The 12,845-nt window shown below is 33.8% G+C and carries 10 protein-coding genes; 5 read left to right on the top strand and 5 right to left on the bottom strand.

The window, feature by feature from the left end:
• The first annotated feature begins 50 nt into the window (after positions 1-50).
• From tig to clpX, 3 genes are all read left to right on the top strand, one after another.
• Positions 51-1,373 carry a trigger factor gene (gene tig / locus V7719_RS16265; protein WP_335731002.1) on the top strand — a complete coding sequence of 441 codons (1,323 nt, stop codon included), beginning with the start codon at positions 51-53 and terminating at the stop codon, positions 1,371-1,373.
• 87 nt (positions 1,374-1,460) lie between these two features.
• On the top strand, positions 1,461-2,135 hold the full coding sequence (gene clpP, locus V7719_RS16260; RefSeq protein WP_335731001.1) for an ATP-dependent Clp endopeptidase proteolytic subunit ClpP: 675 nt from the start codon (positions 1,461-1,463) through the stop codon (positions 2,133-2,135).
• A 53-nt stretch (positions 2,136-2,188) separates the two neighbouring features.
• Complete coding sequence (gene clpX, locus V7719_RS16255) at positions 2,189-3,421, top strand: ATP-dependent Clp protease ATP-binding subunit ClpX (protein WP_335731000.1); 1,233 nt, start codon at positions 2,189-2,191, stop codon at positions 3,419-3,421.
• Positions 3,422-3,707: 286 nt separating this feature from the next.
• Here clpX and V7719_RS16250 read toward each other — a convergent pair whose 3' ends face one another.
• Both V7719_RS16250 and V7719_RS16245 read right to left on the bottom strand, forming a co-directional pair.
• Positions 3,708-4,937, bottom strand: coding sequence for a hypothetical protein (locus tag V7719_RS16250; RefSeq protein ID WP_335730999.1), 1,230 nt, complete (start codon positions 4,935-4,937; stop codon positions 3,708-3,710).
• A 138-nt stretch (positions 4,938-5,075) separates the two neighbouring features.
• Positions 5,076-6,596, bottom strand: coding sequence for a GH3 auxin-responsive promoter family protein (locus tag V7719_RS16245; protein ID WP_335730998.1), 1,521 nt, complete (start codon positions 6,594-6,596; stop codon positions 5,076-5,078).
• A 44-nt stretch (positions 6,597-6,640) separates the two neighbouring features.
• Here V7719_RS16245 and V7719_RS16240 point away from each other — a divergent pair, with 44 nt between their 5' ends.
• Entirely contained in the window at positions 6,641-7,435 is a 795-nt protein-coding gene (locus tag V7719_RS16240; protein WP_335730997.1) for a DUF2797 domain-containing protein, read from the top strand.
• Here V7719_RS16240 and V7719_RS16235 read toward each other — a convergent pair.
• From V7719_RS16235 to pruA, 3 genes are all read right to left on the bottom strand, one after another.
• Positions 7,432-8,052, bottom strand: coding sequence for a LysE family transporter (locus V7719_RS16235; RefSeq protein ID WP_335730996.1), 621 nt, complete (start codon positions 8,050-8,052; stop codon positions 7,432-7,434). The two genes, V7719_RS16240 and V7719_RS16235, sit on opposite strands and share 4 nt — an antisense overlap.
• A 103-nt stretch (positions 8,053-8,155) precedes the next feature.
• Complete coding sequence (locus V7719_RS16230) at positions 8,156-9,931, bottom strand: T9SS type A sorting domain-containing protein (RefSeq protein ID WP_335730995.1); 1,776 nt, start codon at positions 9,929-9,931, stop codon at positions 8,156-8,158.
• A gap of 141 nt (positions 9,932-10,072) precedes the next feature.
• On the bottom strand, positions 10,073-11,698 hold the full coding sequence (gene pruA, locus V7719_RS16225) for an L-glutamate gamma-semialdehyde dehydrogenase (RefSeq protein WP_335730994.1): 1,626 nt from the start codon (positions 11,696-11,698) through the stop codon (positions 10,073-10,075).
• A gap of 139 nt (positions 11,699-11,837) precedes the next feature.
• Between pruA and V7719_RS16220 the strand changes: the two genes are divergently transcribed.
• Complete coding sequence (locus V7719_RS16220; protein ID WP_335730993.1) at positions 11,838-12,842, top strand: DUF6695 family protein; 1,005 nt, start codon at positions 11,838-11,840, stop codon at positions 12,840-12,842.
• Positions 12,843-12,845: the final 3 nt, after the last annotated feature.

The raw sequence follows: 12,845 nt of genomic DNA, 5'->3' as shown, positions 1-12,845 counted from the left end.
TATTAGTCACGTAAAAAAGTAAATGCCTTTTTGGGCTTATAGTAGATAAAATGAATATTACAAGAGAAAACATCGATGCATTAAATGCAGTTGTCAAAGTAGACATCGCTAAAGAAGATTATAGCGATAATGTAGAAAAAATATTAACTGATTACCGTAAATCGGCTAATATACCTGGTTTTAGAAAAGGTCATGTGCCAATGACTATGGTAAAGAAGCAATATGGTAAAGCGGTTTTAGTTGATGAGGTTAATAAACTTTTACAAGATGCTTTGGGGAAATATTTAACTGAAGAGAAATTAGACGTTTTAGGTAATCCGTTACCAAAGGCGCAAGATGATTTAGATTGGGATGCAGATGCCTTTTCTTTTGAGTTCGAATTAGGATTAGCACCTGATTTTGAAGTGAACTTAAAAGGTAAAAAAGCCATCACTCATTATAATATTGTTGCTGACAAGAAGATGTTAGACACTCAAGTTGAGCAACTTAGAAAACAATATGGAAAAATAGTTTCTGAAACAGAAGTTACTAAAGACTCAGAAATTACTGGTGTGTTTGCTAACGAAGAAAAAGAAATTAATAACTCAGTTACCATTACTTTAGATAAATTTAAAGGAAAAGCGACTGAGAAGCAATTCATTGGAGCTAAAGTTGGTGATGTTGTAACTTTAAAAACGAAGAAGTTATTTAATGACGATCATGATTTAATGACGTTTTTAAAAGTATCTCACGATGATGCTCATGGTTTAGAAATTGAAGTTAATTTTACAATAAATGAAATCAATTCTAGAGAATTAGCAGATTTAGATCAAGAATTGTTTGATAAACTGTTTGGAAAAGATTCAGTAACATCTGTAACAGAATTAAAAGATAAAATCAAAGAAGATTCTGAAAAACAATTTGGACAACAGGGTGATCAAAAACTATTAAATGACGTTACTGAGTATTTAGTAGAAAACACAAAGTTTGATTTACCAGCAGAATTCTTGCAAAAGTGGATGCAAACAGCAGGTGAAACTGAAATGGATGCAGAGCAGGCTAAAGAAGAATATCAAAAATCTGAAAAGAGCATGCGTTACCAATTAATCGAAGGTAAGCTTATTGAAAAACATGACCTTCAAGTAAAATTTGAAGATTTGCAAAGTCATGCTAAGGAAATGATCAAAGTGCAAATGGCACAATTTGGTCAAATGAACTCTTCGGACGAAGAATTAGAAGGTATTGCTGCTCGAATCTTATCAAATAAAGATGAGGTAAAGCGTTTGTCAGAACAATTAATGAGCACTAATTTGTTAAACCTTTACAAATCGGAAGCTAACTTAAAGACAAAAGAAATAACTTACGACGATTTTGTAAAAGAGTTTTATAGCTAAAAAATATATTTATAATGAGTATATTTGAGCGTAAGACTTTATAGGTTTTACGCTTTTTTGTTTCACAATAAAATTTCAGAAATATATATGGATTACGGAAAAGAATTTGAAAAATTCGCAATAAAAGATCAAGGTATTAGCAGTACATATTACAATAAGATTGTAAGTAGTATGTATCCTAATGCTTTAACGCCAAACATTATTGAAGAGCGCCAAATGAATATCGCTATTTTTGATGTGTTCTCGCGTTTAATGATGGATCGTATTATTTTTATGGGTACAGCGATTAACGATCAAGTAGCCAATATCATTCAAGCACAATTACTGTTTTTAGAAAGTACCGATGCGTCTAAAGATATTCAAATTTATATCAACTCTCCGGGAGGAAGTGTTTATGCAGGTTTAGGTATCTATGATACCATGCAATTGATTAAGCCAGATGTCGCAACAATTTGTACAGGTATGGCAGCATCTATGGGAGCAGTATTATTATGTGCAGGAGAAAAAGGAAAACGTAGTGGGTTAACTCATTCTCGCGTCATGATTCACCAACCTTTAGGAGGTGCGCAAGGACAGGCAAGTGATATTGAGATTACAGCTCGTGAAATATTGACCCTTAAAGAAGAATTATATAAAATTATTAGTAAGCATTCGGGACAAGATTACGACAAAATCTATGAAGATAGTGATCGTGATTACTGGATGAAATCTGATAAAGCTAAAGAATACGGAATGATAGACGAAGTTCTATCAAGAGGATAAAAAGAACATATGCTTATTGTTTCTTTCGGAAACATTAAGTTTTACATTGATTTATGGCAAAAGAAGAATTAGAATGTTCGTTTTGTGGACGAAAAAAGCCTGAAACCAGTCTGTTGATTGCTGGTCTTGATGCGCACATCTGTGATCGATGCATTGAGCAAGCTCATGGTATTGTTTTAGAAGAGTCTAAACAATCTGATAATACAGAATTGTCTTCAGAACTGATGCTTAAAAAACCGCAACAGATTAAAACGTTTCTTGATGAATACATCATTGGTCAAGAATATACTAAGAAAGTGATGTCTGTAGCAGTTTATAACCACTATAAACGTTTGTTGCAACCTGCAACTGATGATGATATTGAGATTCAAAAATCGAACATCATCATGGTTGGTCAAACAGGTACAGGTAAAACCTTAATGGCTAAAACAGTCGCTAGAATGCTAAACGTACCTCTAGCTATTGTAGATGCGACAGTTTTAACAGAAGCTGGTTATGTAGGTGAAGATGTTGAAAGTATCTTAACACGTTTATTACAGGCTGCAGATTATAATCTTGAAAAAGCAGAAAAAGGAATTGTCTTTATTGATGAAATTGATAAAATTGCTCGTAAGAGTGATAATCCGTCAATTACTAGAGATGTTTCTGGTGAAGGTGTACAGCAAGCCTTATTGAAATTATTAGAAGGTACTGTCGTTAATGTACCACCAAAAGGTGGGCGTAAGCATCCTGACCAAAAATTTATCGAAGTTAATACAGAACATATTTTATTTATTGCTGGAGGAGCTTTCGATGGTATAGAGCGTCATATTTCTAAGCGATTAAATATGACAGCTATTGGTTACAAAGCATCTCATGATGATGAAATTGCAGATCCAGATAATATATTGCAGTATATTATTCCGAAGGATTTAAAAGACTTTGGTTTAATACCAGAAATTATTGGTCGTCTTCCTGTATTAACATACATGGATCCGTTAGATGCAAAAACGTTAAGAGCTATTTTAACAGAACCTAAGAACGCTATCATTAAACAGTATAAGAAATTATTCTCTATGGATGATGTAGAGTTTTCAATTACTGAAGGGGCTTTAGAATTTATCGTTAAAAAAGCTATAGAGTATAAGTTAGGGGCTAGAGGTTTACGCTCGCTTTGTGAAGAAATCTTAACCGATGCGATGTTTGAATTGCCTAGTTCTGATGAGAAAAAACTACATGTTAGTAAATCTTATGCTGAAGGTAAACTATCAAAGACAACACTTAAAAAATTAAAAGCAGTCTCTTAAAAATGTTAGTTAAGAATACATAAAAAAAGAAACCACTCTTTTCCCGAGAGTGGTTTTTTATTTGGATTTAAAAACTAATATTGCTTAACAATATCTAAAGTGTTTTTTGTCAATTTTTAATCTTAAGACAGCCTATTTCTAGGCTTGTTTTGTTTTAAGACTTCGTAAATATAAGTGGATTAGTTTCATAATAAAAATGACTTTGCATGCTTTTGGACAAACACTAGTAAATACTCGTTGTGTGGGGAAATACTATGTGCTTCATCGGATTTTTAATTTTTTTAATCTATTTCTCGTCTACTATAGAGACTTTAGATGATAGTTTTAAAACTTCTTTGTAAATAATAGCATCTGTTTCATAAGTTGAAAATGTCGATTCAAATTTTTGAAATCCTTTTTTCAATACCTCGATGGAATAGTTTTCATACGCTTTTACCTTAAAGCTATAAAATGAATCAATTCCAGTCGTTTGTCGTTCTATTTCATTTCCTTCTATATCAAATAATACAACGGTTGTATTTATTAAAGGTTCGTTTTTTTCATTCACCACAACACCTTGTACCTGTTGGTAGATAACATTGGCTTTAAAACGATACATATCAAAACCGCCTTTTCCTTCTTTTTTATTAGAAGAGAAAAACCCTTGATTATCATTTGTAAACATAAACGCAACTTCATCAAATTTTGAATTGACTTGATTGCCAAGATTTCTGGGTGTTTTTATATCTTCTGAAATTGAACTTACAAAAACATCATGACCACCTATAGCATCATGACCTTTTGAAGAGAAGAATAGTTTTTTCCCGTCTTTTGATAAATGTGGAAAATTATCATCAAATCTTGTGTTGATTTTTGGTCCAAGATTTAATGGGCTTCCTAAGGAACCGTCTGGATTTATGTGAGCAACATATAGGTCATAACCTCCATATGTGCCAGGCATGTTTGATGAAAAATATAATTCGGTTCCATCAAATGATACATGTGGATTTTCTATAGAATAATTATCATTGTTTATTGCTAATTCTAATTCATCTACCCAATTACCATTAGATCCTTCTTCTAAAACTGCCTTATGTAATTGATAGTTAAGTGAATTATCGCGTGTGCTTCTTGTGAAGTAAATGGTTTTTTCGTCTGGAGAGAAAGCGACTTGGCCCTCATTGTTTTTGGTGTTTATTATTCTAGAGAAAAATAAAGGATTCTTAGCTGTGCCATATGCATCTATATCTAAACAGAATAATTCAGTATAAGGCTCTTTGGTATTATAATCTATTCCGTTACCAAGTCCACCAATTTTTTTAGAGGATACCATTATGAGTTTATTTCTGAAAATAGCGGATGGTATTTCAGAATACTTTGTGTTTATCTCAGAGTCATAAACATGAAATTCTAATCCGCTTTTATTGAGTTTGTCAATGGGTTTAGGATTTTTGTTGTTTGGGTCTAAATTTGAAATCGTAGGGAAGTATACCATGCAAAAAAGCAAGGTAAACACCGTGAGGAAAGGCGTTTTCATTGTGAGGGATTATGTGATTAATTATGTAATAAAGTTATAGCCCAAAAACTTTAAGTACTCTTTTTATTGCATTTATTAGATGAAATAGGACTTAAATACGACTAATTCAGTGACACTGTTAATTTTACCGATGAATGACTACTGGATTATGTTTAAGTTGAGTAATTCATCGATATACTCTCTGCTATTGGATAATCTAGGGATTTTATGTTGACCACCAAGTTTGTCATGTTGCTTTAGCCAATCATAAAACAAACGCTTTCTAGCAATATGAACAGTTGGCATGTTTAAGGTCATATTATTGAGTCGCTTGGCTTCATAATCTGAATTTAAGGATTTCAATTTGGTGTCTAGTAGCTCATTAAATGTATTTAGGTCTTGAGGAGGTGTTTTGAATTCTATTAGCCACTCGTGAGAGCCTTTAGCTTTTCCATTCATGAAAATAGGAGCTGCTGTGTAATCTACAATTTCAGATTGTGTAGAATTACAAACAGCTCTAAGTGCATCTTCGGCATTTTCGATGATAAGCTCTTCCCCAAAAGCATTAATATGATGTTTGGTTCTGCCAGATACTTTTATGCGATATGGGTTTGTAGACGTAAACCTTATAGTGTCACCAATCTTATAACGCCAAAGGCCTGCATTGGTCGTTATAATAACAGCATAGTTTACGCCAACTTTAACTTCACTTAAGGGAATCGCTTTTATATTAGGTGTTCCGTAAGTATTCATTGGTATAAACTCATAGAAAATACCATAGTCTAACATTAGTAATAATTCACTGCTATTGTTTTGGTCTTGGATCGCGAAAAATCCTTCCGAAGCATTGTAAATCTCATAATACTTGAAATTAGATTTAGGTAAGATCGCTTTATACTGGTCTAAATAAGGTACAAAACTCACGCCTCCGTGAAAGTACACTTCTAAATTTGGCCAAATATCAAATAAGTTGTCTTTTCCTGTAGCATCTAAAATGTTATTGAGAAGTACGAGCATCCATGAAGGCACACCAGCTAGGCTAGTTACGTTTTCGTTTCTTGTTTCTTCAACAATGGCTTGCATCTTAACTTCCCAGTCGCTCATTAACGATACCTTACTACTTGGTGTGCTACTAAATTCTGCCCAAAAAGGCATGTTATCAATTAATATAGCTGATAAATCACCGAATACAGTTCCGTTTTCTTTATAGAGTTCTTTGCTTCCCCCTAACCGTAAACTCTTTCCGGTGAACAGTTGTGAGTCTTCATTATTGTTGAGGTACATACAGAGTAAATCCTTACTACCTGCATAATGGCAATCCTCGAGAGATTCAGTGCTTACAGGGATGAATTTACTTTTTGCATTGGTTGTTCCGCTAGATTTAGCATACCATCTAATTGGATTTGGCCAAAAAATATTGTGTTCTCCTCGTCGTGAACGTTCTATCATCTCTTGACAATCTTCATAAGATGATATAGGGACGCGTTCACAAAAGGTTTTGTAATTGGTCATAGAACTAAAGTCGTAAGTCTTACCAATTTCAGTGTCCTTTGCAGTAGAGAGGAGTTGAAATAGTAACTCGTTTTGTACTTCATTTGGGTATTTTAAAAACAATTCAATTTGATGAAATCGCTTTTTTAAAAACCATGAAGCTATAGAATTTACTAAGGGAATAGGCATTTTTTTTGGTATCTTTCTGCATTAAAAATAATACTTTTTTTTATATGTTTTACCAAGGTGTTTTAACAAAGATGCAAACCGAGTTAGCTGAGCCTATTCAATACTATTTGATATTAGAGAATGATTTCCTGAATATGAACCAGTTATTGGGTAAAACCATCACTATGGAATTTGTAAAACATCAATGTTTAAAGTGTGGATTAGATAAGCCTATTTACCGACAAGGGTTTTGTAAGAATGATTTTTTTGATATCCCTCAAGCAGGAGATTGGATTATGCGACCAGAATTAAGTACTGCCCATTTAGGTAAAGAAGATCGTGATTTGGAGTATGAAAAAAAAGTACAGCTACAGCCACATATTGTTTATTTAGCAAATTCGAGCAATGTGAAAGTTGGTGTTACAAGAAAAACACAAGTGCCAACGCGATGGATAGATCAAGGTGCGCATGAAGCTATTGAGATTGTTGAGGTTCCAAATCGTTATCTAGCTGGTATTACTGAAGTGGCGCTAAAAGACCATGTAGCCGATAAAACCAATTGGCGAAAAATGCTCAAAAATGATATTGTAGATGAGAGTTTAGTTGAATGGAGAGAGCGACTAAAACAGTTTATACCTAAAGAAGCTGAAGATTATTTTATTGCTTCAAATACGGAGACTAATCTGCAATTCCCTGTGCATAGATATCCTGATAAACCTAAGAGTTTAAAAATTGAAAAGGAGCAAAGTTATACAGGTAAATTGGTTGGTGTTAAAGGGCAATATCTCATTTTTGATGATGATACAGTTTTTAATGTTAGGGCTAATGAAGGCTTGGTTGTGAAATTTATAATTAATTAAAACGCCAATTTAATAGCCTGGGCAATTCCAATGACTAGTAATAAAATTCCGGTAACCTTATTAATCACTGAGGTGATGTTTTGTACTTTGTTTTTTATGGTAATACTGAATTTGCTATACAAGTAAAGTGTTAAAAGTTTTCCCAAATATACACCTGCAAAAAATAAAAACAGCACTAATAAAGGCGAACTAAATGATAGCATTAAGTTATTGTTATTGATAATGCCAAAAGCTACTATCCAATAGATAAGTACAGGCGGGTTTAATATGCCTAGAAGAAAACCAGTGGCATATTTTGAAGACTTTAATTTTTTCTTTTTAGGTAACTTTTCTTTGTGCTTCTTGAAAATTAAAAAACTGCCAACTCCCATTAAAATAACTACAATTAATATTTGAATCCACATATTTCGGTCAAAGAAATCTCTAACTATTATATTACAGTGCAAGGCGTAATAAGAAAGGATAACTTCTGCAAAACCAGCCGTTATAGCTATTTTAAATGCTTGCTTTGCGTTTTGTTTTATAGTGGTATTGATGACAGCAATGTTAGATGCACCAAGCGGAAGTGCTCCGATAATGCTAGCTAAAATTCCAATTATCAAATAAAGTAAAATCATACAGTGTTTGTAGAAGTTTTGTCAAAATACTTACACTGATCTTGAATTTATACAAAAAATAAACCCTTTCAAATTTGAAAGGGTTTATTTAAGTTTTGTCTTTTTATCTCACAATTATCTTAGTTCGGTAATTGTAGCTGTCTTTCGTCTCTATGTTTAGAATATACATTCCTGAATCTAGATTTAAAGGTATAGATAACCTTCTATCTAAAGTTCCTTGAGCTGAATAAACTGATTTACCTGTGATGTCAAACAATGAAATATTTGCATCATCAACAACTTTGTTACTAAGAATAGTGAGTTCATTATCAATTGGATTTTTCTCTATTTTAATGGCAACTAAATTTTCAAAATCTGTATTTGATAAAGTTCCTGGAATAATTTCGCTAAGAGCAAAAGCAACATTTTCTTCTGTTAATTGCACATGACCTTCATTGTCATCAGGCATGTACCAATTTACGAAAGGTGTATTGTTAAGTGTGTCACCATTTCCATCAGGATCACCAAGATTAATATCGTGATACCAATTCACTTCATTGTTAGTGATTTCTAATGCCATTCCGCTTACTGAGGGAATAAAGCAAAATTTATCTATAGTTAAAGCGCTAACAAAATCTCCAATTAGGCCACCTGTACCTAAACCATCTGTAAAACCACCTAAATCAAATAAGCCTCCAGAGGTAGCATCAACACCACTTGAAAATGATGGTGCTTCAGAGAATACCGTTATATCAAAGAGGTTAATAAAGCCCCCAAACACAACTAATATTCTACTTATTTGGGCTGTTGTCCCACTTGTTGGTGTAAGATTAATTTCTATTGTTGCATCAACACTAGGTCCAACTTCTTGAAAAGTATCTGTGATAACGGGAAATCCTGGTGTAACATCTGTTGCAGCTATAGACTGATAAGGGTTCCCAATACCACTACCATTAATTATGGCAACATTTCTTGTGTTTTGTGGGAATCCAGTAGGTGTTAAACTATTAATATCTGCTTCAAATACAGCTCTATATGGATGCGCTTCAGGCAATACTTTTGTAGGGTCAAAATCTACATCGCTTCCAGAATCTAAGTGGGATTCATAGTGATCTACTAGTAATTGTCTTGCGGCTGGTGATTTTAGAAGTCCGTTAACAACGCCCTGTAAAGCTTCTACATTTAACCCGTCTCCAAGACCAAAGCCTAGAAAATTGAATTGATGTTGAAACCCTAAAGGGACATTAGCGCCTAAATGTGGTGAGTCAAAAGAAATCCATAATCTTGTTTCGTGATCTTGAGAAGCATTTTCCATGAAGTTCAATGCATATCGAGAAATTAATCCACCCATACTCGGTCCAATAATGACAAGATCTTCATCTCCAACCTTATCTGTATTTAGGGTGTTAATTAAATCGATAAGCAACATGGCGTTACGTTCCATAAAATCAGCTCCGCCATTTACAAGAGTACTTCCTGGGTAGTCAGCTTCATCTATTACTAAATCAGCATTATTATCGGTAGCATCATCAATGTTTAATAAGGTATTATCGCTAAGTCTAAAGTAAGATGGGAAGTTTAAAATCACCACATCAAAACCTTCGGCTCTTACTAGGTCTGCTAGATTTTGAGCCCCTTGAGACCCAGTAAAGTTTAGTAGACTATAAAGTCCGGGAATAGTTCTTGTATCTCCTGGATCAAAACCATCAACTAAAATGATTGGTTTGTCTAAAATGCTCGTTTGTGTGTCTAAAAATATTTCATATTCACCAAGACCAGCAAATTCTGCTTCACCTACATAGCCAGTAAAGTCAGCTACATTAGAAGATTCAAACTCTATGGTTTGTGCTTCTGCAAAAAAAGGGAATATGAATAAAAGTAAAGCGTATTTTTTTATCATGATCGATTAATTATTGATTATTAAAACAAGGTACAAAGTTTCGATTGGTTAATAAAGTGTTATTTAATGTTTTAGGGTGAAGAGCAAAAAAAATCCTCAAACCGTTAGATTTGAGGATTTTTTAATAATTATAAATTGTTATTAACCTAAAAACGGATAACGATAATCAGTAGGTGTAACAAATGTTTCTTTTATCATTCTTGGTGACACCCAACGCAATAAGTTAAGTGCGCTTCCAGCTTTATCGTTTGTTCCAGATGCTCTAGCGCCTCCAAACGGCTGTTGACCAACAACAGCTCCCGTAGGCTTGTCGTTGATATAGAAATTTCCTGCACAATTTTGTAAAGCTTTTGTAGCTTCTTCAATTGCATACCTATCAGTTGCTAAAATAGCGCCTGTTAATGCATATTCGCTAGTTTCGTCTACAAGTTTTAGTGTCTCAGAATACGTATCCTCGTCATACACATAAATCGTAATTACGGGTCCAAATAACTCTGTACACATAGTTGTGTATTTTGGGTCTTTCGCAACAATAATTGTAGGTTCAATAAAGTAACCTTTACTCTTATCATAGTTTCCTCCTACGATGATTTCAGCATCAGTATCATTTTTAGCTTGATCGATAAACTTTGCTAGTTTATCAAAAGAACCTTCGTGAATTACTGCAGTAATATAGTTGCTTAAATCTTCAGGAGAACCCATTTTAAATGATTTAGCATCCGCAATAACACGCTCTTTAACGACATCCCAAAGATTAGATGGAACATAGGCTCTTGAAGCTGCACTACATTTTTGTCCTTGAAATTCAAAAGCACCTCTGGTAATAGCTGTTGCTACTTGAATTGGGTTAGCAGATTTATGAGCGACGATGAAATCTTTTCCACCAGTTTCACCTACAATTCTTGGGTAGGTTTTGTAATTGTGAATATTATTGCCAATTTTTTTCCAAAGTTCTTTAAATATAAACGTAGAACCTGTAAAGTGTAAACCTGAAAAATCGGGGCTATCCATTACGGTATCTGTAATCATAACTGGATCTCCAAAAACGACATTAATAACACCTGGAGGAACACCAGCTTCTCTAAAAACATCCATAATTATTTTTGCAGAAAATATTTGACTGTCACTAGGTTTCCAAACCACAACATTTCCCATCATTGCCATACAAGCAGGAAGATTTGCAGCGATAGCAGTAAAGTTAAATGGCGTCACAGCATAAGTAAATCCTTCGAGTGGACGATATTCTAATCTGTTCCATGCATCACTTGTACTATCTGGTTGTTCGTGATAAATATCCGTCATAAACTGCACATTAAAACGTAAGAAATCTATCAGCTCGCAGGATGCATCAATTTCGGCTTGTTGAACAGTTTTAGATTGCGCAATCATTGTTGCAGCATTTATTTTTGCTCTGTAAGGTCCAGCAATCAATTCGGCAGCTTTTAAGAAAATGCCAGCACGTTGTTCCCAAGGTAATTGAGACCAATTTTTTCTAGCTTCCAAAGCTGTAGAAATAGCGTCTTCTACATGAGATTTTTCAGCTAAATGATACGTTCCAACAACATGTTGATGGTCGTGAGGTGCAGACATGGTTTTTGTATTTCCTGTCGTTACATCTTTTCCATTAATATATAAAGGAACATCAATTTTGGTATTCCACATGTCTTTGTAAGTTGCTAAAACGGCTTCACGTTCTGGAGACCCAGGTGCATACGACTTAACCGGCTCATTTATAGCTACTGGTACGTTGAAAAATCCTTTTCCCATCTTAAATTTTGGTTTAAAAATTCGTTATTATTTTGAAGCTGCAAAGTTACGGTTTTTTGACGACTAATGAATTGCCAAGTATTAAAACAAGGTTAGAATAATCAGTAATTTTTTGTAAGTTGCCATCAATATTTTTTATATGAACGACGGAATCATTCTAACCCTAGCACATCCTGAAACCATCGTGTCTCATTCTGAAGAATGGTATATTCCGTTTCTAAGGTTTTTGTTTGTAGGTAACAAGAAACATGTAAGAGCTGGTCATGCAGCTTTGGTATTGATAGATAAAACTACAGGCGTTCTTGAGTATCATGATTTTGGTAGATATATAACGCCTTCCTCCCATGGAAGAGCTAGAGGTCGAGAAACAGACTTTGAACTAAATCTTCCAATTGTTGCTCAAATTGAAAACGATCAGATAGTAAATTTAGATGAAATTTTGAAGTTTTTGGCAACACATCCAAAACTTACGCATGGCGATGGTGATTTATATGCTTCGGTTTGTAATGCTATAGATTATCAAAAAGCGAGGCAATATGTAAGTACAATTCAAAACCAAGGCCTAATTCGCTATGCTGCTTTTATAAAGGATGCTTCCAATTGCTCACGTTTTGTAACTGATAGTTTAATCGAAAGTGTTACTGATGCTTCAATTAAATCTAATCTTATTAAATCTAAAGGGTTTACACCAAGTACTATTGGAAATGTGGTTATTACTGATACTGAAAATCATATATATGTCGTGTCCGAAGCTGGTGAAATTTCAGAATTTGATTCAACTATTAATAAAGAAAACAGACGTTTGTTTTTAGATGTTCTCAAAGGCTATAAACCAAGTTTGGTTGGAACACTCGAGCCAAAACATAATGATATTAAAGAAAATCATGCGCAATGGTTAAGTGGTATCGGATCAGGAGCATGGTTTGAGCTTTATGATTTAGACCATCAAGTGGAATTTAGATATAGGCGCATTTCTCCTTACGGAAATGTAGATTGTGATGGTGTTTATAAACTTGCAGCTGAAGGCTTTGATTTTCATTCAGAATACGATTTTATACATTATTCTAATTGTAAATTTTTTCATATCAAACAGGACAAAGAAATCTTTAGATTTGAATATCTGAGAGATTATAACGTATTGTAATTT

This window comes from Psychroserpens sp. (assembly GCF_036960315.1).
Lineage (GTDB): Bacteria > Bacteroidota > Bacteroidia > Flavobacteriales > Flavobacteriaceae > Psychroserpens.
The sequence above is the reverse complement of the archived record's forward strand: the minus strand, read 5'-3'. Positions and strand labels throughout refer to the sequence as shown.